This is a genomic window from Nonomuraea sp. NPDC049649 (genome assembly GCF_040675175.1).
GTDB lineage: Bacteria > Actinomycetota > Actinomycetes > Streptosporangiales > Streptosporangiaceae > Nonomuraea.
On record NZ_JBFAOH010000002.1, the window covers coordinates 359669 to 383753 of the forward strand.

Here is a 24085-nt window from a genome sequence, read left to right on the forward strand (position 1 = left end):
TGACAACACCGCCGGTGTGTTCTTTAGTCCCGGTGGCCGCGCAGCCAGGCGAGGACCTGCCCGGCGTGCTCGCCGGGCGGGAAGATCGGGTAGAAGACGTGCTCGATGCGGCCGTCGCGGATGATCAGGGTGTGGCGCCGGTAGAAGCGCCGCCCGCCCGCCTCGAAGGTCGGCAGGCGGAGGGCCTCGGCGAGCCGGAAGCCGGGGTCGGCGAGCATGGGGTAGGGCAGGTGCAGGCGGTCGGCGACGCCCTTCAGGTAGGCGGCTTCCTGGACGGACAGGCCGTACACGCCGGACGCGCCGGCGGCGAGGAGGTCGGCGTGGTGGTCGCGGAAGCCGCAGGCCTCGGGCGTGCAGCCGCGCGCCCCGGGGATGGTGTCCCAGCCGTCGGGCAGGTCGACGTCCGGGGTGCCGATGAGCGGGAAGAGGTAGAGCACGTGGCGTCCGCGCAGGGCGTGCGGCCGGACGGGGTCGCCGGTGCTTGCGGCCAGTTCGATCTCGGGCATGGGCAGGCCGGGCAGGTGGCGGGCCGCGCCGTCGTCCTGGGGCACGGGCAGGGCGGTGTGGTCGGTCATGGGGATCGGCTCCTGGTCGTGGTGGGGGAAGCTCCGCCCGGCCGCCTCTCGCAGGCGGGCGGCGAGTGTGTCTCGTCGTTCGGTGAGTGCGCGGATCCTGGCGGTCAGCTCGTCGATGGCGGCGCGGTAGCCGGCCAGTGAGGAGGGGCAGTCGTCGGCGTGCTCGTGACCCGCGTCCAGGCAGTCCAGGAAGGGCCGCGTCCGGCCGGCCGGGATGCCCAGCCGGTTGAGTTCGCGGATCTCGCGGATGCGCCGGACGTCGCCGGGCGAGTAGTCGCGGTAGCCGTTGCCGAGCCGGGCCGGCGTGATCAGACCCAGGGACTCGTAGTAGCGGATGGTCTTGGTCGTCACGCCGGCGCTGCGGGCGGCTTCACTGATCCTCATCGGCATCACCTGCGGGAGAAGCTAGACCTTGCCCCCGGGGGCAAGGTCAAGCGCGGATTAAATGATTGGGCTTGACCAGCGATTCCAGGGCAGACTGGATCAAGAACGAACAAGGAGCCCCAAGTCATGCCGAATCGTCCCGCACCTAACCTGCTGTCCTGGGCGAGCGAGATCGACGACCAGACCATCGCCCAGGCGGCCCGCGCCGCCCGGCTGCCGTTCGTGTCCGGTCACGTGGCGCTCATGCCCGACGCGCACGTGGGCATCGGCGCGACGGTCGGCTCGGTGATCCCCACCGAGGGCGCGATCATCCCGGCCGCCGTCGGCGTCGACATCGGCTGCGGCATGGTCGCCACGGAGACCACGCTGACCGCCGACGACCTGCCCGCCACCCTCGACGCGCTGATGCCGCTGGTCGAGCGCCGCATCCCGGCCGGGGTGGGCAAGGGGCACGAGGACCCGTCGGTGGACAGGGCGCTCGCCGCGCTGGGCCGCCCGCACACGAGCCTGACGTCCAAGCAGGAGGAGAAGGTCGCCCGCCAGTTCGGCACCCTCGGCTCGGGCAACCACTTCGTCGAGGTCTGCCTGGACGAGCGCGACCGGGTGTGGACCGTGCTCCACTCGGGGTCGCGCGGCATCGGCAACCAGCTCGCCACCATGCACATCACCGGCGCCAAGAAGCTGATGAAGCGCCAGGCGGTCGGCCTGGAGGACCCGGACCTGGCGTACTTCGTGCAGAACACGCCCGAGTTCGACGCCTACATCGAGGACATGCTCTGGTCCCAGCACTACGCGATGGCCTCGCGCGCCCGCATGGACAAGGTCCTGGTCGACGCCCTGTTCCGGGTGGTCGGCCACGGCCGGCGGGTGCGGACCATCAACTGCCACCACAACTTCACCCAGCTGGAGACCCACCACGGCAAGCGGCTCTGGATCACCAGGAAGGGCGCGATCAAGGCCGACAGCGGCGACGAGGGCGTCATCCCGGGCTCGATGGGCGCGCAGTCGTACATCGTGCGCGGGCGCGGCAACCCCGACTCCTACCACTCGTGCGCGCACGGCGCGGGGCGGCGGATGTCGCGCACCAAGGCGAAGCGGGAGCTGTCGGCCCGGTCGCTGCGGGAGGCGATGCGCGGCCGTACCTGGAACGCCGACCGCGCGGCCGCGCTGGTCGACGAGCACCCGGACGCCTACAAGCCGATCGACCAGGTGATGGCGGACCAGAAGGACCTGGTCACCGTCCAGCACACGCTCCGGCAGGTGTTCAACTACAAGGGCTGAGTACGATCAGGCGGATGACATCCGTCTACGTGTTCAACGGCCCGAACCTCAACCTGCTCGGCACCCGCAAGCCGGAGGTGTACGGGACCACGACCCTGGCCGACGTCGAGGCGATGTGCCGCGAGGAGGCCACGGCGCTCGGCCTGGAGCTGGTCTTCGGGCAGTCCAACCACGAGGGCCAGCTCATCGACTGGATCCAGGAGGCGGGCGCCGCGGTCAAGGCCGGAAACGCCATCGGCGCGGTGCTCAACCCGGGCGCCTACACCCACACCTCGGTCGCGCTGCACGACGCGATCGAGGGGGTGGAGCTGCCGGTGATCGAGCTGCACATCTCCAACGTGCACCGCCGCGAGCCGTTCCGGCACCACTCGTACATCTCGCCGGTGGCGCGCGGGATCGTGGTCGGTTTCGGGGTGTACGGGTACGTGCTGGCGATCAGGGGGCTGCACAACGCGTCCCGCCCGGTCTAGAATCTCATTCTAGATTCTCCCGGGGAGGCGCGGTGGGCGAGCTGAAGGTGACCTGCGAGCCGGAGGACGTCGGCCTCGACTCCGCCCGGCTCCGCCGTATCGACGCCCATCTCGCCCCGTACGTGGGCGACGGGCGGCTGCCCGGCTGGCTGGTGCTGGTGAGCCGGCGCGGCGAGATCGCCCACCTGTCCACGTACGGGTTCCGCGACGTCGCGTCGCGGGCCCCCGTCGAGACCGACACGCTCTTCCGCATCTACTCCATGTCGAAGCCGATCACGTCGGTCGCGGTCATGATGCTGTACGAGGAGGGGCTGCTGGAGCTGACCGACCCGGTCAGCCGCCACCTCCCGGCCTTCGCCGAGATGCGCGTCCACGACAAGGGCCCGGCGGCGGAGCCGGTGCGGATCTGGCACCTGCTCACCCACACCTCGGGCATGGTGTACGGGTTCCAGCGGGCGAGCGCCGTGGACGAGCTCTACCGCCGGGCGGGCTTCGACCGGGGCGCGCCGCGCGGCATGAGCCTGGCCGAGGCGGTCGACCGGTGGGCGGAGCTGCCGCTGCTGTTCGAGCCGGGCACGCAGTGGAACTACTCGGTGGCCACCGACGTGCTCGGCCGGCTGGTCGAGGTGGTGTCGGGCCGGCCGCTGGACCGGTTCCTGAGCGAGCGGATCTTCGGGCCGCTGGGCATGGACGACACCGGGTTCTGGATCGGCGAGGAGGACGCGGGCCGGATGGCCACGCTCTACTCGGCCGACCGGCACCGCAAGGCCGTGGCGATGGACACGCGGGGCGCGGAGCTGCGGCGGCCGTCGTTCCTGTCCGGGGGCGGCGGGCTGATCTCGACGGCGGGCGACTACCACCGCTTCACCCAGCTGCTGCTGCGCGGCGGGGAGCTGGACGGGGTGCGGCTGCTGGGGCCGCGCACGGTCGCCTACATGACGCGCAACCACCTGCCGGGCGGGGCCGACCTGGAGGACTTCGGGCGGCCGGTCTTCGCCGAGGTGTCGTACGCGGGGATGGGGTTCGGGCTCGGCTTCGCGGTGGTGCAGGACGCTGTCCGGCACCGGACGCTGGGCTCGGAGGGCGAGTTCAGCTGGGGCGGGGCGGCGAGCACCACGTTCTGGGTGGACCCGGCGGAGGAGCTGACGGTCGTGTTCATGACCCAGCTCCTCCCCTCGGACACCCACCCGATCAGGAGCAGGCTGCGGCAGCTCGTCTACCAGGCGCTGGTGTAGTCAACGCCAGGCGGGGGGCTCGCCGGTGTCGACGAGGTTCCACCGGCCGTTGCCGTGCAGGCGGTCCTCGTAGTAGTGGACGGTGGGCGGCAGGGTGACCCCGGGGCCGGTGGCGAAGGTTTCGCGGGCGGCCTGACGCAGGCGTTCGGGGTCCACCGCTAGCGTGTCGGCGGCGACCTGGGCGAGGCGGTCGAGCGCGTGGTGGCCCATGAAGCTGTCGTAGGTGAGGCTGAAGACGCGCTCGCGCGGCTGGCGGACGTCGCCGGAGATGACGTTGACGGGGGGCAGGCCGCGGGTCAGGCCGCGCTCGGCCCGGATGGCCGGGTCGACGTAGACGCCGCAGTCGCGGTAGACGATCGCGGTGCGGCGGCCGTCGGGGTCGAAGGCGACCAGGGTGTTCTGGCCGTGCGGTTCGGGGACGCAGCCCGTGGTGGTGACGGCGTGCAGCCAGAGGCGCACCATCGGGGCGACGACGCGGCGGGCCAGCCACCCGGCCGGGTCCTCGCCGCTCCGGGCGATCAGCTGCGCCATGAGCGGCGGGTCGCCGGGCTCGCGCACGTCTCGCCCGTACAGCGCGAACAGCGGCACCGTGAACCGCGGCGTCCCGGACGCGGCCGGGACGGAGGTGCGGGCGGGGTCCCGGCCGGAGTCGTGGGCGCGGGGGCGGGTCTCGCGGATGAGGAAACCCCAAGCCTCGGCCGGGGTGCTGCCCAGGACTCCGGCGGCGACCTCCGGCAGGACCGGCAGCCCGGCCGCCGTCAGCTCCTCGGCCGCCCAGAGCTGGAGCGAGATGATCGGCTGCCGCAGCCGCCGGGTGAAACGGGACAGCCGCCGCGGGTAGTGGAGCTTGATGAAGTGCGGCTCGACCGGCTCACCGCCGATCCGCTCGACGAAGACCGTGCGCGCGTTGGCCGACGGCACCACGGTCAGGTCGGGGCCGCGTTCGGTGAGCGCGTCCAGGCCTGGCAGGCCGGGGAAGGCGAGCGTCTCCGGATGGACGGGCAGCAGGAACCCGTCGCCGCCCCGGTAGAGCTTGACCGTCGTCGACTCCAGGGTGTTGCGCAGGAAGGCGCCCCGCTCGGGCGGCACCCGGAAGGTCGGCACCGCGAACCGGTCGAGGCCGAGCTGCGGATGGTACGGCTCGGAGATCTCCAGGTCCTGGGAGAAGCGGCTGTAGGCGCGGGTGCCCGCGCCCAGATACCGCTCGGCGTACTGCCACACCAGCGGCGGTTCCTGCCGGTCGTCAAGGATCATTCGCACCCGTTTCTGATGAGAGAGCCGGTTGATACCCGGCATCGGGCCGTCTCAGTCGAGGTAGCGGAAGCAGGGCGGGGGATGCATGAGGAACTCGTGGTGGGACAGGTTCCAGGCGTACGCGCCGGCCAGGGCGAACACCACCAGGTCGCCCGGCCGCAGCCCGCTCACCGGGACGTCGCGGGCGAACACGTCCCTCGGGGTGCAGAGCTGGCCGACGAGGGTCGCCGGGCCGTCCAGCGCGGGTCCGCCGCCCGCCCGGCGCAGGACGGTGAACGGCTGGTCGTGGCCGCGGGCGACGGGGGTGCGCAGGTGGTGGGTGCCGCCCCGCAGGACGGCGTAGCCGCGGCCGTGGTTCTGCTTGACGTCCAGGACGTCGGTGACGTACCAGCCGTGGTAGGCGGTGAGCGACCGGCCGGGCTCGACCCGGAGCCGTGCCCCGGTGGCGGGCAGGGCGGCGGCGTACGCCTTCCAGTCGAACCGCAGCTCCGGGTCCCGGTAGTCGACGCCCATGCCGCCGCCCAGGTCGAGCTCCGGGCCGTCGAGCGCGGGCAGGTGGTCGCGGAGCCAGGGCAGCGCCCAGGACGTCACGCGGCGCGCCAGATCGGCCATCGCGGCGGCGTCGTGCTGGGCCCAGGTGAGGTGGGTGTGCAGGCCGCGCACCCGGACGTGCGGGGCCCGGGCCAGCAGGGGCAGGCAGGCGGCCAGGCCGTCCTGGTCCATGCCGAACGGGCTGGCGGCGGCCTGCCGGGTGTCCTCGCCGGGCAGCTCCGGGTTGGCGCGCAGCAGCACGTCCGCGGGGGCGCCGAGGGCGATGAGGCGGGCCAGCTCGCGGGGGCTCTCCACGTGCAGCCGGTGGACGGGCGGCGACAGGGCCTGGGCCAGCTCGGCGTCGGTCTTGCCGGGGCCGCTGAAGGCGACCGGCAGGCCGGGGGCGACCTCGCGCACGCGGGCCAGCTCGCCGCCGGAGGCGACCTCGAAGCCGTCCACGTACGGGGCGAGCGCGCGCAGGATCCCGGCCGCCGGGTTGGCCTTGACGGCGTAGTAGATCTCCGCGGTCCCGGCCAGGGCGGCGCGCACGGCGGCGGCGTGCTCGCGCAGGCCCCGCAGGTCGTACACGTAGGCGGGCAGGTCCCCGCTCCCGGCCACGCGCAGCGCCTCCGCCCGCACGGGTTCCGTCATCATCGGCGCTCCCCCTCTCGTCTCCGGAGCAGACGGTACGGGAGAGCGATCATGGTCCGCATCCCCGGAGCTCCGGCATGAGGAAACCCCGTCCCGCCTCGCTCCGGGGTGCTGGGGAGAGGCGGGACGGGGTTGTCCTGACGGGTCAGCCGGAGCAGGTGAAGCCGGAGACCGTCTGGGTGTTGCCGTTGGGGCGGTTGACCTGGAAGCCGAACGTGGTGCTGGCGTTCGGGCCCAGGTTGCCGTTGTAGCTCATGTTCTTCGCGGTCACCGTCTGGCCGCTGGTGGTGAAGTCGGCGTTCCAGGAGCCGACGATGGTGTGGCCGGCGGGCAGGGTGAAGGTGACGGTCCAGCCGCTGAGGGCCGACGAGCCGGTGTTGGTCACGGTGACGGGCTCGATGACGTACCCCTCGCCCCACTGGGTCTGGAGGTTGCCGGTCGCGGTGCAGGGTCCGCTCGGGCCGCCGCCGCCCTCCTCCGTGGTGAAGGTGACGGTGCTCGACGCGTCGGACAGGTTGCCGGCGCCGTCGCGTGCTCGCACGTACACCGTGTACTGGGTGTCGGCGGACAGCCCGGTGAGGGTGATCGAGTTGGTGGACGACTGGCCGAGCAGCGGGTCGGTGGCGCCCTGCTCACGGTAGACGTTGTAGCCGGCCAGGCCGCTGCCGCCCGAGTCGGTGGAGGCCGACCAGGTCAGTGTGGCCGAGCTGGAGGTGACGTTGGATGCCGTGGGAGTGCCGGGGGTGGTCGGCGGGGTGGTGTCGTCCGGCGTGCCGGTGCCGTCGTCGAGCGCGTCGTGGACGGCGTCGTAGGACGCCTTCTTCTGGTAGTTCTCGTCGTAGATGAGCGCGGCGCCCTCACCGGAGAACGTGTCGGGCACCCACGAGTGCCGGTCGGTGAAGCCCCAGATGGTGACGCCCGAGCAGGCGTTCACGGCCAGGCAGGCCTCGATCACCTGGCGGTAGTAGTTGGCCTGGGTGCTGTCCTTGCTGGAGTTGCGCGGCATCTGCATGCGGACGTCGATCTCGGTGACGCGGACCTCGACGCCGAGAGCGGCGAAGCGCTCCATGTTCTGCCGGATGTCGTTCGGGAAGCCGTACTGGATCGCCAGGTGGCCCTGGAAGCCGACGCAGTCGACGGGCACGTTCTGCTCACGCAGCGACCGCACCAGGTTGTACATGGCGGTGCTCTTGGCGTTGATGCCCTCGACGTTGTAGTCGTTGATGCAGAGCGTGGCGTCCGGGTCGGCGGCGCGGGCGTAGCGGAAGGCGTCGGCGATGAAGCTCTGGCCGAGCGTGTTGTACCAGAACGAGGAGCGCAGGTTGCCGTTCTCCTCGAAGACCTCGTTCACCACGTCCCAGGAGACGACGGTGGGGTTGTCGGCGTAGCGGCCGACGACCTGGCTGATGTGGTTCTGCATGGCCTGGCGCATGGCGCTGGCGCCGAGGCCCTGCACCCAGCCCGGGGTCTGGCTGTGCCAGACGAGGGTGTGGCCGTGGACCTGCTGGTTGTTCTGGGTGGCGAAGTCGACGATCGCGTCGGCGCCGGAGAAGGTGAACTGGCCCTGGTTGGGCTGGGTGGACTCCCACTTCATCGCGTTCTCGGCGGTGATCTGGTTGAACTCGGTCGCCGCGATGTTGCGGTACTGGGTCTCGTTCTGCAGCGGCCCGGTGGCGAGCGCCGTGCCGATGAACTTGCCCTGCGCGGCGGCGTGCTGGCGCAGCGGCGCCGAGGCGTCGGCGGGGCTGACCGGCAGGAAGAACACGGCGAGCAGCCCGAGCAGGGCAGCCGCAGCGAGCGTCCTGGGCCGGGTGCCGGGTCTGATGAGCGTTGACGAAAGCACGAGCACCTACCTCCGGAAGCGTGCCAAGATCCGGGTCCCGAAATTTTCGGCGACTTCGGGTCCCTGCCGGGACGGTAGGGACGGCTGGAGACAGGGTCAATGGGTGTACGGCCCCGGAGCTGTTCGAGCAGGTGACGGCCGGAAATTATCGATAACATCGTGAAACTTTCATCCCGGCTGTCAGACAGAAGCGGTGTGCCCGCCCCGCTGGGAGCGGCGGGGCGGGCACGGAGTGACGGCTCTCCGGGCGCCGCGGCCGAGGGCCGCGCCGCCCTTGCCACCGGGCCTGAGGGAAGGCGTCAGGGAGCCAGGCCTGGGCCGGCGTGAAGCCGGACCACGAGGGTGGCGGCCGCCGGCAGGCGGTCGATGGAACGCATGCACCTCCTTGAGCGGGTAATCGGATCACCACCCCTACTACTACCCACCGTAATCAAGAAGTAACACTCCGCGCATGGGCTGCCGGGAAAACTCCCCTGCCTTTCGGACTAATCCCGCTTCACGCCACCTTTGCGTCAACCGGAGGGACGACACTGCCGGACGTAGTCGTCCAGGCCCTGGGCGAAGAGCGACAGTTCCTCCCACCGCGCGGACCTCAGCCAGAGCTCGTCACCGCGGCCCGGCGGATCCGGCCGCCAGCCGTGCTCGGCCAGCCGGGCGCGCGCCCTCTCCAGGGCGGCTCCGGAGGTGGCGGTTCCCATGTCGACGACAAAGGTCTCGTTGCGGGACGTGACCCGCGGCCCCTGGTCACCCCAGTACCACCTGCTCGTCGCCTCGGCGACGACCTGGCCGATCGACCGGACCTCCGCGAGGGCGCCCGGGTCGACGCGGTGTTCCCCGCCGCACGCGGTGAGCAGGAGCGCCGCGAGCAGGATGAGGACGGCACGGCCCGGTAAGGGGGTCACGAGGCGATCGGCTCCTTGGGGTCGGGCAGGTCGATGGTGTCGCGGAGGGTGACCGGCTTGAAGAGCAGGGTCGCGATGATACCGACGACGCCGAGCCCGGCCGAGATGAGGAAGATGTGCCCGGTGGCGTCCCCGTAGGCGGCGCGGACGATCATCTTGATCGGCTCGGGCAGGGCGGCGAGGTCGAGGGTGTCCGTGCCGGAGCCCCCGGACACCGGGATGCCCGCCTTGGCCAGCCCCTCGGAGATGCCGGTGGCGACCTGCCCGGCGAGCACCGCGCCCAGCACCGAGACGCCGACGGTGCCGCCGAGCGAGCGGAAGAACGTGATGGCGCCGCTGGCCGCGCCCAGCTCTCGCAGCGGGACGGTGTTCTGGATGGCGAGCACCAGGTTCTGCATCGACATGCCGACGCCCGTGCCGACCAGCGCCATCGCGGCGGCGATGATGAGCAGCGAGGTCTGGTGGTCCATGGTCGACAGCACCAGGAAGCCGAGGGTGAGCACGATCGAGCCCGTCACGACGTACGGCTTGATCCTGCCGCTCCTGGAGACCATGCGCCCGCTGATCGTGGAGGAGACCAGCACGCCCGCCATCATGGGGATGGTGAGCAGCCCCGCCTGGGTGGGCGTGTAGCCGCGGCCGACCTGGAAGTACTGGCCGAGGAAGACCGCGCCCCCGAACATGGCCATGCCGACCGCGAGGCTGGCCACGATCGCCAGGGCGGGGGTGCGGCGGCGGATGACGTGCAGCGGCACGACCGGCTGGGCGGCCCGGCTCTCCACCCAGGTGGCCAGCGCCAGCAGGACGGCGCCGCCGCCGGCCATGGCCGCGGTCTGCCACGACAGCCAGTCGAAGGAGTTGCCGACGAAGGTGACCCAGATGAGCAGCACGCTCACCCCGGCCGCGATCAGCGTCGCGCCCGCGTAGTCGATCTTGACGTCGTCGCGGCGGACGGTGGCGACGCGCAGCGTCTTCTGCAGCAGGGCGAGGGCGACCACGGTGAACGGCACGGCGATGAAGAAGCACCAGCGCCAGCCGAGCCACGGGGTGTCGGCGATGAGCCCGCCGAGCAGCGGCCCGCCGACGGTGGCGACGGCCATCACGCCGCCCAGGTAGCCGTTGTAGCGGCCGCGCTCCTTGGGGCTGATCATCGCGGCGATGACGACCTGCACCAGGATCTGCAGCGCGCCCATGCCGAGCCCCTGGAGGGCGCGGAAGGCGATGAGCTGGCCGGTGTTCTGGGCGAAGCCGCAGGCCAGCGAGGTCACCATGAAGATGACGATGGCGATCTGGAGCAGCAGCTTCTTGCTGAACAGGTCGGCCAGCCGTCCCCAGATGGGCGTCGACGCGGTGGCGGTCAGCAGTGAGGCGGTGACCACCCAGGTGTACTGCGACTGGGTGCCCTTCAGCGCTCCGATGATCTCAGGCAGCGCGACCGCGACGATCGTGCCGCTGAGCATGGCGACGAACAGGACCAGCAGCAGCCCGCTCAGGGCTTCCAGCACCTGCCGGTGGGTCATCGGCTCGGCGGGCGCCGAGGTGGGTGCGCTCACGCGCGACCTCCGTTCAAGCTCTCGGGGTGACCAGGACACCCTACTTCCCACTGGGAAAGTTTGCGCATTGGGAATCTATTCCCCGGATCGGTAGAGTGGCAGCGAGATGGACACCACGACGCTGGGGCTGCGCGAGCGCAAAAAGGCCGAGACCCGGCAGGCCGTACACGAGGCGGCGCTGCGGCTGGTCGTCGAGCACGGCTTCGACGGCGTGACGGTCGAGGCCATCGCCGACGCCGCCAACATCTCCCGGCGCACCTTCTCCAACTACTTCGCGGGCAAGGAGGACGCTCTCCTGTACGGGGAGGGGAAGCGTTTCCGACGGCTGGTGGCGCTGGTGCGCGAGCAGCCTCCCGGCGACAGCGCATGGCAGGCCATGTGGGCCGCGATCGAGCAGCTGTACGAGGAGGTCGGCATACCGGACCGGGAGTGGGCGGTCCGCACCCGGCTGGCCAAGAAGCATCCGGCGCTGCTGGCCCGTCAGCTCGCCATCCACGCCGCCCTGGAGCGCGAGCTGGCCCAGGCGATCGCCGACCGGCGCGCCCCGGCCCGGCCGCGGGTGATGGCGGCGGCCTTCCTCGGGGCGCTGCGGCTGGCCACCCACCAGTGGATCGAGGAGGAGGAGTCGCGGTCCCTCGTGGAGATCAGCCGGGAGATCATGGACGAGGTGGCCCGGCCCTTCACCTGACCAGTGGTGTCTTCTCTCGCGCGCCCCGCGGCATCTCTTCGAAGGAGCGGGTGGACCTATCTCCCGTGGTGGCCGCCCGCCGAAGTGTAGAACGTTCTCCGTTGATATCCTGCGGTCTTGAAGGTCTGCCACCCTGTGGGGTGTGGTTCGTTCTACGGAGGGCTGATTGACCGCCAGGGTGACGATCGCGGATGTCGCGCGGCGCGCGCAGGTGTCCACCTCGGCGGTGTCCAAGGTGCTGCGCAACGCGTACGGGGTCAGCCCCGCGATGCGGACCCGGGTGCGGGCGGCCATCGACGAGCTGGGCTACCGGCCGCACAACGCGGCCCGTGCGCTGCGCGGCCACGCCTCGACGCTCGGGGTGCTCCTCCCCGACCTGCGCAACCCGTTCTTCCCCGATCTGATCGACGGCGTCACCGCGGGGGTCGGCGGCACCGGCTACACGGTCGTGATCAGCCAGTCGGGCAGCGGCCCGGAGAGCGAGTCCCGGGCCGTCCACGCCCTGATCGACCAGTCGGTGGGCGGGGTGGTGCTGGTGGCCCCGCTGAGCCCGCAGGCCCAGCTGGAGGCCATCGCCAGGACGGTGCCGGTCGTGGTGCTGGGCCGCCACGACCGCTCGCCGTACTACGACGCGGTCTTCGACGACGACGAGGTGGGCGCCGAGCTCGTGGTCGAGCACCTGGCCGCGCTGGGCCACCGCCGCATCGCACACGTGGCGCACCGCGACGCGGGCCGGGGCCATCCGGACACCCTGCTGGAGAACCTCCGGGCGCGCGCCTACGAGCGGGCCATGATCCGGCTGGGCCTGGGCCACCACACCGACATCGTGTGGACCTCGTACAGCGAGGAGGGCGGCCGTCAAGGCACCGCCGAGCTGCTGAGCAGGCCGGAACCACCCACGGCGATCTTCGCGGGCGCCGACCTGGCCGCGATCGGCGCGCTGGCGGCGCTGAGCGAGGCCGGCCTCGCCGTGCCGGAGGACATGTCCGTCGCCGGTTACGACAACACGTGGCTGGCCTCGCTGGCGCACATCTCGCTCACCAGCGTCGACCAGTCGGCCGCCGACATGGGCCGGACGGCGGGGCGGCTGCTGCTGGAGCGCATCGGCGGCAGGACCGCCTCGGCGCGCATCTCGATCACGCCGAGGCTGGTGCCGCGGCGCACCACGGCGCCGCTGTCCTGACCGTACGCCGGCCCGGCCGCGCGGCGCTGAGGCGGTGCCGGGCATCGGATATCGTCGAGAGCGAGACGGTAACGGGATGATTCGCACATCTGCTACCCGCCGGACATTCAGGCCGTTACCCTGCCCGGCAGTGCCGCCCACCCAATCTTTCGGGAGTCCCACTTGACCGTCCACGCCGACGTCGCCAGAGAGCGCATCGAGGAGCTGCTCAGAACCGCCGAGGAGCGGATCCTGCGCCGCTGGAGCACCATCGCCCGGACTCCGGCCGACGAGCTGCACGACCTCTACCAGGCCCTGCGCACCGCCCTCGGGCAGGAGCAGCAGGACCTGAGCGACGTCCGGGGCCTGCTCGCCGAGCTGTCGCGCGCCCGCGCCCGCCAGGGCCACACCCCGTCCGACACCGCCCGCGCCGTCTACGGGCTGAAGGAGGCGGTGTACGAGCTCGTCGAGACCGACGGGGACCCCGAGGCGCTGCGCGGGTTCATCTGGTTCTCGCGCCTCATCGACGACCTCGGCCTCTACACGATCGAGACGTACGCGGCCGCCCGCGAGAAGGTCATCCTGGACCAGGCCGAGCAGCTGCTGGAGCTCTCGACGCCGGTGGTCAAGCTGTGGGACGGCATCGTGGCCGTGCCGCTGGTCGGCACCCTCGACTCGGCCCGGACCCAGGTCGTGATGGAGAAGCTGCTGCAGACCCTGGTCGAGACCGGGTCCGAGCACGCCGTGATCGACATCACCGGCGTGCCCGCCGTCGACACCGAGGTGGCCCAGCACCTGCTCAAGACCGTGGTGGCGGCCCGGCTCATGGGCGCGGAGTGCGTGATCTCCGGCATCAGCCCGCAGATCGCGTACACGATCGTCACGCTCGGCATCGAGTTCGGCGACATCGTGACCAAGGCCACGCTGGCCGACGCGCTCGCGTACGCGCTGCGCCGCAGCGGCATCGAGGTCGGTGAGCGCCGCCGGACGCGGGTCGCGGTCCGGACGGAGGACGCGTGATGGAGCGCGTCCCGATCCTCAAGCTCGGCGACCTCCTGATCATCTCCATCCAGATCGACCTGGACGACCAGAGCGTGCTGGCGCTCCAGGAGGACCTGGCGGACCGGGTGGTCGCGACCGGGGCGCGCGGCGTCATCATCGACATCACCGCCGTCGAGATCATCGACTCCTTCATAGGCCGGATGTTCGCCACCATCGCGGGCATGTGCCGGATGCTCGACGCCGAGACCGTGGTCGTCGGCATGCGCCCGGCCGTGGCCATCACGCTGGTGGAGCTGGGCCTGTCGCTCGGCGGCGTACGCACCGCGCTCGACCTGGAGAAGGGCGTGGCGCTCCTCGGCGACGCGGGCCGGGGCGCCGGGCGATGACCGGGGCGGGGCGGCTGGCCATCGCCGGCAGCGCGGACCTCGTGATGGTCCGCCAGCAGGTACGGGCCGTCGCGATCGAGGCCGGCCTGTCCCTGATCGACCAGACGAAGGTGGTGACCGCGGCGAGCGAGCTGGCCCGCAACGCGCTGGTGCACGCCGGCGGCGGCACCGTCACCATCGAGGTCGTCGAGGACGGGCGGCGGCGCGGCCTGCGCCTGGCCTTCAGCGACGACGGGCCCGGCATCCCCGACACCGAGCAGGCGCTCACCGACGGCTTCACCACCGGAGGCGGGCTGGGGCTGGGCCTGGGCGGCTCGCGCCGCCTGGTCGACGAGTTCGACCTGACCTCCGCGCCCGGCAAGGGCACCATGGTGGTCGTGACGAAATGGATCCGCCGGTGAACCGGGCCGGGCAGGACGTCTGGATCCGCGCCGAGGAGCCGAGCGCGGTCGGCGCGGTGCGCAGGGTCGCCGTCGGCCTCGCCCAGGACGCGGGATTCGACACCGAACGGGTCGGGCAGGTGGCGGTCGCGGTCACCGAGGCCGCCTCCAACCTGGTCAAGCACGCGGTGGAGGGAATGGCGCTGGTGCGGCCCTGCCCGGGCGCGCCGGAGGTCGTCGAGCTGATCACGCTGGACCACGGGCCGGGCATGCCGGACGTGGCGCGGGCGATGCGCGACGGCTACTCGACCTCGGGCACCCTCGGCATCGGACTGGGGGCCATCACCCGGATCGCCTCCTCGTACGACGTGCACTCCCTGCCCGGCAAGGGAACGCTCCTCGCCGTCCACTTCGGCGCCGCCCGCTCCGGCCCCATCTACTCCACCCCCGTCCCCCCGGCCCCCGTCGAGCCCGGGGGCCACTCCGGCTCGGGCCGTCCGGGCGCCGCCCATCCCGGCCCCGCCGGCTCCGGGTCTCGCGACTCGGGCCCCGCCCACTCCGGTTCCGTCCACGAAGGGGGCGAGGGCGGCGCGCACTCCGGGGCCGGGCGCGTGGGGAAGGAGTGGGAGGGGCCGCCGCGGGCCACCGGGCTCGTGCGGGCGATCGGTGAGGAGACCGTCTCCGGCGACGCCTTCGCCCTCGCCATCGGCGAAGAGGCGACCACCGTCCTGATCTGCGACGGGCTCGGCCACGGACCTGCCGCCGCGTGCGCCTCTCAAACCGCCGTCGAGCTGTTCCGGAGCGGCCCGGACGACGAGCCGCTGGCCATCCTGCGGCGCCTGCACGCCGGTCTGTCCCCCACCCGCGGCGGCGCGGCCGCGGTCGCCCGGGTCACGCGGGAGAAGGTGACTTACGCGGCGGTGGGCAACATCTCGGGCTGGATCGTCCACCCCGACCGCCGCCAGGGCATGGTGTCGGTGCCCGGCATCGCCGGGCATCAGGCGCGGCGGCTCCAGCAGTTCGAGTACGAGCTGGACGAGTACGCGACCGTCGTGCTGCACTCCGACGGGCTGTCGGGCCGCTGGTCCCCCGCCGCCATGCCGGGCCTGTTCTCCCGCTCCCCCGCGGTGGTCGCCGCCGGGCTGCTGCGGGAGGCGGGCACCCGCAGGGACGACGCGTGCGTCGTGGTCGTGAGGCCGCGGCGATGACGGCGCTCGAACTGGCCAGGATGCGCCTGAGCGAGGAGCGGGACGTCTTCGCGCTGCGCCGGCTGGGCCGGGCCGTCGCCGAGCTGGCCGGGCTGGAGGCCCAGGACCAGATCCGGGTCGCCACCGCGCTCAGCGAGGTCGGCCGGGAGGTGGTCGCCGCCGGGGCGCTGGTGCTGTTCGTGCTGGACGCCGGGGAGCTGCGCGTCACGGTCGAGCACACCGCGCGGGTGACCGATTCGGAGGGCCTGGCCCTGGCCGCCCGTCTGGTGGACGGCGTCGTACCGGAGGAAGGGCGCGTCACGATCACCAAGCGGCTGACGGGAGCGGCGCCCCAGCTGCGCGAGGGCCAGGTCCGCGAGCGGCTGGCCCGAATGGCGCCGGTCAGCGCGATGGACGAGCTGCGTCACCAGAACCAGGAGCTGGCCGCGACCCTGGAGCACGTGCTGCGGCTCAACGCCGAGCTGCAGGAGACCAACCAGGGCGTGATGGCCCTGTACAACGAGCTCTCCACCGAGCTGGAGGAGACCAACCGGGGCGTGGTCGCCCTCTACGCGGAGCTGGACGAGAAGTCGTCGCAGCTGCGGGAGGCGGCCGAGGCCAGGAAGCGGTTCTGGGCGACGGTCAGCCACGAGCTGCGCAGCCCGCTCAACTCCATCATCGGGTTGGTGCGGCTGCTGACCGGGCCGGGCGGCGACCCGCTCACCGAGGAGCAGGAGCAGCAGGTCGGGTTCATCGGCGGTTCGGCCGAGACCCTGCTGATGCTCGTCGGCGAGCTGCTCGACATGGCCAAGGCCGAGTCGGTCCCGCTCCGGCCCGAGCACGCGCCCGTCGACCTGGTGGCGCTGGCGCACCACCTGCGGGCGACCATGCAGCCCACGGGAGCGGTGGTGCTGAGCACGGACGTGGCCCCGGAGGTGGCCGAGCTCTACACCGACGAGACCATGCTCGTCCGGGTGCTGCGCAACCTGCTGTCGAACGCGCTGAAGTTCACCCCGGAGGGCGAGGTGCGGCTCGACGCCCGCTTGGACGAACGGGCCGGCGAGGTGGTCATCGCCGTCTCCGACACCGGCATCGGCATCGCCGAGGAGGACCAGCGCCACGTCTTCGAGGAGTTCTTCCAGGTGCCGAACGCGCTGCAGGTCAAGGCCAGGGGCACCGGGCTGGGCCTGCCGTACGCGCGCAGGCTGGCCGAGGCGCTCGACGGCCGGCTCGACCTGACGAGCGCGCCGGGCGAGGGCACCACCGTGACGGTGCGGCTGCCCCGCCACCACGGCACGCCGGAGGTCGGGCGGCTGCTGATCGCCGACGACGACCAAGGCTTCCGCGAGCTGGCCCGTAGGATGCTGTACGGGATCGCGCACGAGGTCGACGAGGCCGCCGACGGCGCCGAGGCGCTGGAGATGATGACAGCGCGGCGCCCGGATGTCATCGTGCTTGACATGCTGATGCCCCGGCTCGACGGCAACGGCCTGTTGCAGCGGATGTCGGAGGACGAGACCCTGGGGGAGGTCGCGGTGGTCGTGGTGACGGCGGCGCCCGGCGCGGCGGTGCGGGGCCATCCCGTGCTGCCGAAGCACGGGCTCCGGCGCGAGCAGCTCCTGGAAGCGGTGCGCGAGGCGATCCGGGGACGCCGTGCCTGACTCCGGTCCCGCGAACGTGCTGGTGGTCGACGACATGCCGGCCAAGCGCTACATCCTCTCCAGCTGGCTGCGCCGGGCCGGTCATCACGTGGTCGAGGCGGGCGGCGGCGAGGAGGCGCTGGCCGTGCTCGGCGCGCGCCACCCCGACCTGGTGGTCCTCGACGTGCGGCTGCCCGACCTCGACGGCTTCGAGGTCTGCGAGCGCATCAAGGCCGACCCGGCGACCGCCTCGATCCCGGTCATCCAGGTGTCGGGCAACGCGACGACGGTCCGCGACCGGGCCGAGGGGCTGGAGCGGGGCGCCGACGCGTACCTGTCGGAACCGATCGAGCCCGACGAGTTCACCGCGACGGTGGAGGCGACGCTGCGCTATTCGCGGGCGCGGCGGCGGGCCGAGGTGATGGCGGCCAGGCTGGCCGAGCTGGCCGAGGTGACGCTGCAGATCAACCGCTGCGACTCGTTCGAGAGCCTGCTGGCGGTGGCGGCGGCGGGCACGGCCTCGATCCTGGGCCGCCAGGCCCGGATGCTCGCGCTCCCGGCCGACGGGCGGCTGCGCCGCTACGTCGCCCGGCCCGGCGAGGCCGCCGCCGCGGCGCACGTCCCGCAGAACCTGCTGGAGCGGCTGTGCGGCCTGGCCCTGGGCGAGGAGCCCGGCGCCGAGGTCATCCACCTGGCCGCCACCGCCTGGACCGAGCTGCTGCACGGCTCGGGGGCCGAGCGGCCCGTCACAGGCGTGCTCTGCCGCACCAAGACGGGCCGGCCGCCGGTGTTCCTGGGCGTGGAGGCCGGCACGGCGCTCGACGACGACGAACTCAACCTGCTGCGGCAACTCGCCCAGGAGCTGGCGCTGGCGGTCGACGCGCTGCGCGCCTACACCGAGGAGCACGCCACCTCGCTCACCCTGCAGCGCAGCCTGCTGCCGCAGCGGGTGCCGGAGGTGCCCGGGCTGACGGTGGGCCTGCGCTACCGGCCCGCCCGGGACAACGTCGAGGTGGGCGGCGACTTCTACGAGGTGCTGGAGGCCGGCGACCGGGTGCTGGTGGCGATCGGCGACGTGATGGGCCACTCGCTGCACGCCGCCACCATCATGGCCGAGCTGCGGCACGCGCTGCGCGCCTCGGTGATGGACCGGGTCGACCTGGCGGCCTCGATGGACCTGCTCAACAAGGTCCTGCGCCGCTACCACCCGGGCATCACGGCCACGGTCTGCCTGCTGCTGCTCCATCCCGGCACCGGCGAGCTGCAGCTGGCCAACGCCGGTCACATCCCGCCGTTGCTGGCCGGGCCGGGGGCGCGCTACCACGGGCTGGGCAACCTGCTGCTCGGGGTGGCGGAGGAGGACTACAAGGTGGATCACCTGGTGCTGCCGCCCGGGGGGACGCTCATGCTGTTCACCGACGGCCTGCTGGAGGACCGCGACGTGCTGCTCGACACCAGCCTGGAGCGCGCCAGGGAGCTGGCGGAGACGGTCGAGGACGACCTGGAGCGGTTCTGCGACCGGATGCTGGCGGCGTTCGGGTCGCGGGAGGACGACGTGGCGCTCGTGGTGCTGCGCCGCGATCCCCTGGGGTGACGGACTTCAGGTGCGCGGCGCGTACATGATCACCGCCATTGCCTCGCACCCGGAAAGGTCCCGTGACCTGCAAGGCGCCATTCGGCGTGACACCGCCGCGTGACGCAGGTCGTACGGGCGGCGCGCCAGCGAGGAGTCCACCTACTGAGAGACGAAGGCGATGCGGCGGGCCTGCTTCCAGACCATGCCGAAAGCGGACGGAGGAAGAGGGGACATGAACATCCGGGTAGCGCCAGGTCAGGAAGGAGGTCCCAACAGCTCCGGAGCCTGGGTCCGGCCGGAGAGTCAGGTACGGGGGGCGTACATGATGACCGCCACCCCGAGCAGGCAGATCGCGGCGCCGATCAGGTCCCAGCGGTCGGGCCTGAACCCGTCGGCGACCACGCCCCACAGCAGCGAACCGGCCACGAACACCCCGCCGTAGGCGGCCAGGACCCGGCCGAAGTGGGGGTCGGGCTGGAAGGCGGCGACGAACCCGTACGCGCCGAGCGCGAGCACGCCGGCGGCGATCCAGAGCAGGCCGCGCTGCTCCCGCAGCCCCTGCCAGACGAGCCAGGCGCCGCCGATCTCGGCGACGGCGGCCAGCACGAAGAGGATCAGGGAACGCACGGTGGTCATGGGCGCGACTTTACCGGCGAGGTTCCGCCGGTCCGCCCGGGCGAGCGGCGCTCCCCCGCGTCCGGCGGCCGTTTGAGAAGCGTTTCTCCTGGTAGTCGCCTCGCATGGACAGGGACATCCAGGCGGTGGTCATCGGTGACGTGATGCTCGACTCGTGGCTGCGCGGGCCGGTCCGGCGCATCGCCCAGGAGGCGCCGGTGCCGGTGGTCAGCGTCGAGGCCACCGACGACGCGCCGGGCGGGGCGGGCAACACCGCCGCCAACCTGGTCGCGCTGGGCGCGCGGGTGCGGCTGATCGGCCCGGTCGGCGACGACGCCTGCGGGGAGAAGCTGGCCACGGCGCTCGGCCTGCTCGGCGTGGACGCCCGCCTGGTGACCGTGCCCGGCAGGCGTACCCCGCACAAGCAGCGGCTCATGGTCGGCGAGCAGCTCATCGCCCGCTACGACGAGGAGGACCGCGAGCCGATCCCCGCCTCCGCCGAGGCCCGGGTCCTGGAGGAGCTGGAGGAGGCGCTGCCCGGCGCCGACGTGGTGATCGCGTGCGACTACGGGGCGGGCGGGTGCACCGGCGCGGTGCGGCGGGTGCTGACCGGGCTGCCGCTGCTGGTGGTGGACGCGCACGAGATCACGCCGTGGCGGGGATGCGCCCCGGCGGCGGTGCTGCCGAACTACGGCGAGGTCCTGCGGCTGCTGCGCGAGGAGGGCGATCACCAGGACCGGGTGCGCTTCCTGACCGGGAGCTCCGGGCGGCTGCTGGCCGAGTCCGGCGCGCGGATGGTGGTGACCACGCTGGACGGCGAGGGCACGCTGCTGCACCAGGAGGGACGGCCGCCGTACCGGACCTACGCCGAGCCCGCGCCGGACCACATGACGACCGGGGCGGGCGACACGTACACGGCGGCGTTCGCGCTCTGGCTGGCCGCGGGCGCGACGCCGGAGCAGGCGGCGCAGGCCGCGCAGGCCGCCGCCGGGGTGGTGGTGCGCAGGCCGGGCACCGCCACCTGCACCCGGCGGGAGCTGCTGCGGGCGCTGCACCGCGAGGACGGGCAGGCGCAGACGCCGGAGCGGCTCGCGGCCCGGCTGGACGAGCACCGGCGGCGCGGGCAGCGGATCGTGTTCACCAACGGCTGCTTCGACGTGCTGCACCGGGGGCACGTGACCTACCTGGAGCGGGCGGCCCGGCTCGGGGACGTGCTGGTGGTGGCGGTCAACAGCGACGCGAGCACGGCGCGGCTGAAGGGGCCGGGGCGGCCGATCAACTCGTGTGAGGACCGCATGTCGGTGCTGGCGGCGCTCGGCTACGTCGACTACGTGACCTCGTTCGAGGAGGACACGCCTGAGCGGCTGCTGCGGATGGTCCGGCCCGACCTGTACGTGAAGGGCGGCGACTACACGCCGGACATGCTGCCGGAGGCGCCGCTGGTGCGGGCGATGGGCGGCGAGGTGCGGGTGCTGGACTACATCTCGGACCGGTCCACGACGGCGATCATCGAGCGGGTGCGGTCCCTGCCGGAGGAGGGGACGGCGGACCCGGTGTGAGCACTATGTCACTTTACGGTGACATTTCGTGATATTGGGGTACGGATTCTCGGGGTTCGTTGCTCGTTCGGGGGGATCAAGAATGGCCGGCAGACCTGTCGTGATCGGCGTCAACCGCACCCAGGATGGATCGATCGCGGTCGCGTGCGGCCGGACCTCGGTCCACAGCCTGCAGAAGGAGCGGATGAGCCGCCGCAAGCACCACTGGGGCCGGCTCGGCGACCTGCCGGACCACTACCTGCCCCGGCTCTCCCAGCTCGCGGGGCCGGTGGACCTGGTGGTGGAGGGCTACTCCTCCGACGAGGAGATCGCCAACCTGGCCGCCTACCGGGCGGAGCTGCGCGAGACGCTCGGCCTGGGCGAGGAGACGCCGATCGTGCTCGTCTCGCACCACCTGAGCCACCTCTACAGCGCCTTCCCGCCCTCCCCGTTCGAGGAGGCCGCGGGGCTGGTGGTGGACGCGCAGGGCAGCCGGGTGCGGGACTTCACCGAGCCCGTGGACCTGCCCCCGGGCACCCCGGGCGGCCTGCTGGAGGTGTCCTCCTTCTACCGCTGCTCGCGTGACCGGATCGAGTGCCTGGCCAAGCAGCTGTGGGACGGCGACTGGGCCAGACCGGCCGGGCTGGGCTGCTTCTACTCGCTGCTGACCCGGATGCTCTGGCCGAGCGGCGAGGGCAACGAGGGCAAGGTGATGGGCCTGGCCCCGTTCGGCGACCCGGACGCGCTGGGGCTGCCCGAGCTGGACGTGCGCGGGCACGAGGTGTTCATCCCGCAGGAGTGGCTGGACGCCTTCGCGCAGGGCGCGGCGTTCCGCTACGTGACCAACGGGGCCAGCACGTTCAAGCGGTCGGCCAACCTCGCCGCCGCCGGGCAGCGGGCGTTCGAGCGGGCGCTGGCGCGGCTGGTGGCCTGGCTGCACGAGCGGACGGGGCAGGCCAACCTGGTGTTCGCCGGCGGCACCGCGCTGAACTGCTCAGCCAACGGGCGGCTGATCCGCGAGTCGCCGTTCCGCGAGGTGTTCATCCCGCCGAGCCCCCACGACGGCGGCACCGCGGTCGGCTGCGCCCTGTACGGGCTGATCGAGTGCCTGGGCGTGGAGAGCGGCTTCCGCTGGGCCGACGACTTCCTCGGGCCGGACCCGGACCCGGCCGCGATCGACGCGGCGGTGCGGGCGCTGCCCGAGGACCTGACGGCCGAGCGGCCCGCCGACCTGACGGGCGCGATCGTCGAGCTGCTGGCGAGCGGCCGGACGGTGGGACTGCACCAGGGCCGCTCGGAGTCGGGGCCGCGCGCGCTGGGCAACCGGAGCATCCTCGGCGACCCGCGGGTGCCGGCCATGCGCGACTACGTGAACTTCGAGGTGAAGGGCCGCGAGTGGTTCCGGCCGCTGGCGCCGCTCGTGCTGGCCGATCACGCGGAGCGGATCTTCGACGTGGACCGGCCGGCGCCGTTCATGCAGTACGCGGCGGACGTACGGCCCGAGCACCGCGACGCGCTGCCCGGCATCACGCACGTGGACGGCACGGCCCGGCTGCAGACGGTCGAACCGGTCCGTACGCCGTTCCTGCACGAACTGCTGACCCGCTGGCACGAGCGGACCGGCTGCCCCGTGCTCATCAACACCTCGCTGAACGGGCCGGGCGACCCGCTCACCGAGACGCCTGAGCACTCGATCGCCACGCTGCGCAAGACCAACCTGCACGCGCTCGCCCTGCCGCCGTACCTCATCCGCAAGCGCGACGAGCCGCCCGTCCCCGGGGAGGACTGGCAGCCCCCGGCCCGTCCCGCCTAGCGGCCGAGCCGGTCCAGCACGTTGCGGGTGATCCGCTCGACCACCGGGCAGCGGTCCAGGCCGCGCACCCAGTCGGTGGTGGCGGCGGTGAACACGGTCCCGTCCGACGGCGGGCCGTCGGAGATCGGGTGGTCGGAGGGCGGGCCGCCGGGGGTGTGCACGCCCAGGGTCGCGGCCCCGTTGCCCATCCCCCAGCCGCTCGGGCGGCAGTCGCCGACGGCCAGGATCGTGAAGTCGGCCGGGGTGCCGTCCGCGCCCGTCGGCGTCGCCCGCCCGCCCGCCTCGTACGCCGCCCGGTCGAACTCCGCGCCGTCGCACTCGTACCCGACGAGGTAGTCGCGCTCGCCGAACACGTCGCCGTCGCGCACGCCCGTGCCCTCGAACACCCAGTGGCCGGCGTGCTGGACCCGGAAGCCGACCCGGATCGGGTGGTCGTCGCGGTCCCGCTCGCCGCCGTTGCGGAAGCTGACGCCGGTCAGCGCGTTCTCCGGGCGGCCGTGCTCGTGCCAGAGCCCGGTCCGCTCGTACGTCACCTCGTCGTGGAAGGCCACCCGCCACCAGCAGGTGTTGCCGCCGAAGAAGGCGGCGTTCCCGCCGCCGCGCACCCAGCCCTCCACGGCGTCGCGCATGGCGTCGGACCAGTACTCGTCGTGGCCGGCGCTGACCAGCAGCCGGTACGGCTCCAGCAGCGCGCCGCCGTCGCGGTGCAGGTCCAGGTCGGTGCAGAAGTCGACGGCGTATCCGGCGCGGGCCAGCCAGGCGGTGAAGCGGGCGTCCCAGTGGGCGAAGGTCTGTCGGGGTGTCGGGTCGTACGGGTCGTGGTTCGCGATGTCGTACGGATGACCGCCGGTTCCGCCGCCGGGCCGGTGCAGGCTCACTCCGGCGGGCACCGGGCGCGGCAGGTCCTCCGGGCGGGGCTGGTTGTACAGGCACCACTGGCCGTGCCCGGTTTGCGGGTCGAAGGCGGGGCCGCAGGCGAGGTTGTAGGCGTGGTAGGTGAACAGCGGCAGCTTGTAGAGCACGGCCGCCGTCGGCTCGGCGGGGCGGACCACGAACAGCGCCCTGGCCTCGCGCCCGTCGGGTGTGCCGGGGTCGGGCCGGGTGGCGTCGCGGCCCCGGCCGTCGCCCTCGACCAGGAGCGCCACGTACAGGCCGGGGGTGTCCGGCGCCCGCATCGGGTAGGCGGCCCAGCCGGGCAGCGGCTCGTCGCGCAGGCCCGTGCCGGGGCTCCCCCAGTCCTGGAACGGCAGGTGGGGCGGCGCGTCGGCGCCGGGGAGCCAGTCCGACCCTCCGGCGGGGCGGAGCGCGGACCCGTAGCGGTGGAACTCGACCCGGAACTCCGGAGCGCCGGTCGCCACCCGCAGCACCAGGGTCCCACCGGCGCGCGGGCTCGGCTGCTCGGCGTACCCCCGGATCATC

At 72.7% G+C, this 24085-nt stretch carries 21 protein-coding genes; 13 read left to right on the top strand and 8 right to left on the bottom strand.

Annotated elements, in window-relative coordinates; all coding sequences use genetic code 11:
* Positions 1-23 precede the first annotated feature (23 nt).
* Entirely contained in the window at positions 24-959 is a 936-nt protein-coding gene (locus AB0J42_RS04945) for a MerR family transcriptional regulator (RefSeq protein ID WP_364288980.1), read from the bottom strand.
* Between the two features lie 126 nt (positions 960-1085).
* Between AB0J42_RS04945 and AB0J42_RS04950 the strand changes: the two genes are divergently transcribed.
* Genes AB0J42_RS04950 through AB0J42_RS04960 form a run of 3 tightly spaced genes read left to right on the top strand, consistent with a single transcriptional unit; the run spans position 1086 to position 3945 of the window.
* Positions 1086-2240, top strand: a complete 1155-nt coding sequence (locus AB0J42_RS04950) for an RtcB family protein (RefSeq protein ID WP_364288982.1) — start codon at positions 1086-1088, stop codon at positions 2238-2240.
* 14 nt (positions 2241-2254) lie between these two features.
* On the top strand, positions 2255-2710 hold the full coding sequence (gene aroQ / locus AB0J42_RS04955; RefSeq protein ID WP_364288984.1) for a type II 3-dehydroquinate dehydratase: 456 nt from the start codon (positions 2255-2257) through the stop codon (positions 2708-2710).
* 32 nt (positions 2711-2742) lie between these two features.
* Positions 2743-3945 carry a serine hydrolase domain-containing protein gene (locus AB0J42_RS04960; protein ID WP_364288986.1) on the top strand — a complete coding sequence of 401 codons (1203 nt, stop codon included), beginning with the start codon at positions 2743-2745 and terminating at the stop codon, positions 3943-3945.
* Here AB0J42_RS04960 and AB0J42_RS04965 read toward each other — a convergent pair whose 3' ends face one another.
* The 5 genes from AB0J42_RS04965 to AB0J42_RS04985 form a co-directional block, all read right to left on the bottom strand.
* The gene (locus AB0J42_RS04965) at positions 3946-5199 is read right to left on the bottom strand and encodes an IucA/IucC family C-terminal-domain containing protein (protein ID WP_364289127.1); all 1254 of its coding nucleotides are present in this window, start codon (positions 5197-5199) and stop codon (positions 3946-3948) included.
* A gap of 51 nt (positions 5200-5250) precedes the next feature.
* Complete coding sequence (locus AB0J42_RS04970; RefSeq protein WP_364288988.1) at positions 5251-6384, bottom strand: alanine racemase; 1134 nt, start codon at positions 6382-6384, stop codon at positions 5251-5253.
* 142 nt (positions 6385-6526) lie between these two features.
* The gene (locus tag AB0J42_RS04975; protein WP_364288989.1) at positions 6527-8224 is read right to left on the bottom strand and encodes an endo-1,4-beta-xylanase; all 1698 of its coding nucleotides are present in this window, start codon (positions 8222-8224) and stop codon (positions 6527-6529) included.
* 512 nt (positions 8225-8736) lie between these two features.
* Positions 8737-9126 (bottom strand): hypothetical protein, encoded by a 390-nt coding sequence (locus AB0J42_RS04980; RefSeq protein WP_364288991.1) that lies wholly within the window; start codon positions 9124-9126, stop codon positions 8737-8739.
* Positions 9123-10646, bottom strand: a complete 1524-nt coding sequence (locus AB0J42_RS04985; protein ID WP_364289129.1) for an MDR family MFS transporter — start codon at positions 10644-10646, stop codon at positions 9123-9125. Before AB0J42_RS04985 ends, AB0J42_RS04980 begins: the two co-directional genes overlap by 4 nt.
* Before the next feature lie 139 nt (positions 10647-10785).
* On the opposite strand from AB0J42_RS04985, the gene AB0J42_RS04990 reads away from it, so the two are divergent.
* From AB0J42_RS04990 to AB0J42_RS05025, 8 genes are all read left to right on the top strand, one after another.
* Positions 10786-11367, top strand: a complete 582-nt coding sequence (locus AB0J42_RS04990; protein ID WP_364288993.1) for a TetR family transcriptional regulator — start codon at positions 10786-10788, stop codon at positions 11365-11367.
* Positions 11368-11533: 166 nt separating this feature from the next.
* Positions 11534-12550 carry a LacI family DNA-binding transcriptional regulator gene (locus AB0J42_RS04995; RefSeq protein ID WP_364288995.1) on the top strand — a complete coding sequence of 339 codons (1017 nt, stop codon included), beginning with the start codon at positions 11534-11536 and terminating at the stop codon, positions 12548-12550.
* A gap of 162 nt (positions 12551-12712) precedes the next feature.
* Positions 12713-13549: an STAS domain-containing protein gene (locus tag AB0J42_RS05000; RefSeq protein ID WP_364288997.1), complete on the top strand. Its 837-nt coding sequence runs from the start codon at positions 12713-12715 to the stop codon at positions 13547-13549.
* A complete protein-coding gene (locus tag AB0J42_RS05005; RefSeq protein ID WP_364289131.1) occupies positions 13549-13917 on the top strand; it encodes an STAS domain-containing protein in 369 nt (122 codons plus the stop codon). The genes AB0J42_RS05000 and AB0J42_RS05005 overlap by 1 nt, the downstream gene beginning before the upstream one ends.
* The gene (locus tag AB0J42_RS05010) at positions 13914-14318 is read left to right on the top strand and encodes an ATP-binding protein (RefSeq protein WP_364288999.1); all 405 of its coding nucleotides are present in this window, start codon (positions 13914-13916) and stop codon (positions 14316-14318) included. The genes AB0J42_RS05005 and AB0J42_RS05010 overlap by 4 nt, the downstream gene beginning before the upstream one ends.
* Complete coding sequence (locus AB0J42_RS05015) at positions 14303-15505, top strand: ATP-binding SpoIIE family protein phosphatase (RefSeq protein ID WP_364289001.1); 1203 nt, start codon at positions 14303-14305, stop codon at positions 15503-15505. Before AB0J42_RS05010 ends, AB0J42_RS05015 begins: the two co-directional genes overlap by 16 nt.
* Entirely contained in the window at positions 15475-17145 is a 1671-nt protein-coding gene (locus AB0J42_RS05020; RefSeq protein ID WP_364289003.1) for an ATP-binding protein, read from the top strand. The genes AB0J42_RS05015 and AB0J42_RS05020 overlap by 31 nt, the downstream gene beginning before the upstream one ends.
* Positions 17138-18718 carry a SpoIIE family protein phosphatase gene (locus AB0J42_RS05025; RefSeq protein WP_364289005.1) on the top strand — a complete coding sequence of 527 codons (1581 nt, stop codon included), beginning with the start codon at positions 17138-17140 and terminating at the stop codon, positions 18716-18718. The genes AB0J42_RS05020 and AB0J42_RS05025 overlap by 8 nt, the downstream gene beginning before the upstream one ends.
* Positions 18719-19003: 285 nt before the next feature.
* Here AB0J42_RS05025 and AB0J42_RS05030 read toward each other — a convergent pair whose 3' ends face one another.
* The gene (locus AB0J42_RS05030) at positions 19004-19336 is read right to left on the bottom strand and encodes a YnfA family protein (protein ID WP_364289007.1); all 333 of its coding nucleotides are present in this window, start codon (positions 19334-19336) and stop codon (positions 19004-19006) included.
* 104 nt (positions 19337-19440) lie between these two features.
* On the opposite strand from AB0J42_RS05030, the gene rfaE2 reads away from it, so the two are divergent.
* Together rfaE2 and AB0J42_RS05040 are read left to right on the top strand one after the other, a co-directional pair.
* Positions 19441-20874 carry a D-glycero-beta-D-manno-heptose 1-phosphate adenylyltransferase gene (gene rfaE2, locus AB0J42_RS05035; RefSeq protein WP_364289009.1) on the top strand — a complete coding sequence of 478 codons (1434 nt, stop codon included), beginning with the start codon at positions 19441-19443 and terminating at the stop codon, positions 20872-20874.
* An 82-nt stretch (positions 20875-20956) separates the two neighbouring features.
* Positions 20957-22666 (top strand): carbamoyltransferase C-terminal domain-containing protein, encoded by a 1710-nt coding sequence (locus AB0J42_RS05040; protein WP_364289011.1) that lies wholly within the window; start codon positions 20957-20959, stop codon positions 22664-22666.
* Here the strand turns inward: AB0J42_RS05040 and AB0J42_RS05045 are convergent.
* Entirely contained in the window at positions 22663-24084 is a 1422-nt protein-coding gene (locus tag AB0J42_RS05045) for a N,N-dimethylformamidase beta subunit family domain-containing protein (RefSeq protein ID WP_364289013.1), read from the bottom strand. The genes AB0J42_RS05040 and AB0J42_RS05045 overlap by 4 nt on opposite strands.
* Between the last annotated feature and the right edge of the window lies 1 nt (position 24085).

Coding starts and splice junctions, on each gene's coding strand:
- AB0J42_RS05005 (WP_364289131.1), top strand. CDS start 13,549: ATGGAGCGCGTCCCGATCCTCAAGCTCGGCGACCTCCTGATCATCTCC.
- AB0J42_RS04985 (WP_364289129.1), bottom strand. CDS start 10,646: ATGACCCACCGGCAGGTGCTGGAAGCCCTGAGCGGGCTGCTGCTGGTC.
- rfaE2 (WP_364289009.1), top strand. CDS start 19,441: ATGGACAGGGACATCCAGGCGGTGGTCATCGGTGACGTGATGCTCGAC.
- AB0J42_RS04990 (WP_364288993.1), top strand. CDS start 10,786: ATGGACACCACGACGCTGGGGCTGCGCGAGCGCAAAAAGGCCGAGACC.
- AB0J42_RS05045 (WP_364289013.1), bottom strand. CDS start 24,084: ATGATCCGGGGGTACGCCGAGCAGCCGAGCCCGCGCGCCGGTGGGACC.
- AB0J42_RS04970 (WP_364288988.1), bottom strand. CDS start 6,384: ATGATGACGGAACCCGTGCGGGCGGAGGCGCTGCGCGTGGCCGGGAGC.
- AB0J42_RS05015 (WP_364289001.1), top strand. CDS start 14,303: ATGGATCCGCCGGTGAACCGGGCCGGGCAGGACGTCTGGATCCGCGCC.
- AB0J42_RS04945 (WP_364288980.1), bottom strand. CDS start 959: ATGAGGATCAGTGAAGCCGCCCGCAGCGCCGGCGTGACGACCAAGACC.
- AB0J42_RS04950 (WP_364288982.1), top strand. CDS start 1,086: ATGCCGAATCGTCCCGCACCTAACCTGCTGTCCTGGGCGAGCGAGATC.
- AB0J42_RS05040 (WP_364289011.1), top strand. CDS start 20,957: ATGGCCGGCAGACCTGTCGTGATCGGCGTCAACCGCACCCAGGATGGA.
- AB0J42_RS05010 (WP_364288999.1), top strand. CDS start 13,914: ATGACCGGGGCGGGGCGGCTGGCCATCGCCGGCAGCGCGGACCTCGTG.
- AB0J42_RS04965 (WP_364289127.1), bottom strand. CDS start 5,199: ATGATCCTTGACGACCGGCAGGAACCGCCGCTGGTGTGGCAGTACGCC.
- AB0J42_RS05030 (WP_364289007.1), bottom strand. CDS start 19,336: ATGACCACCGTGCGTTCCCTGATCCTCTTCGTGCTGGCCGCCGTCGCC.
- aroQ (WP_364288984.1), top strand. CDS start 2,255: ATGACATCCGTCTACGTGTTCAACGGCCCGAACCTCAACCTGCTCGGC.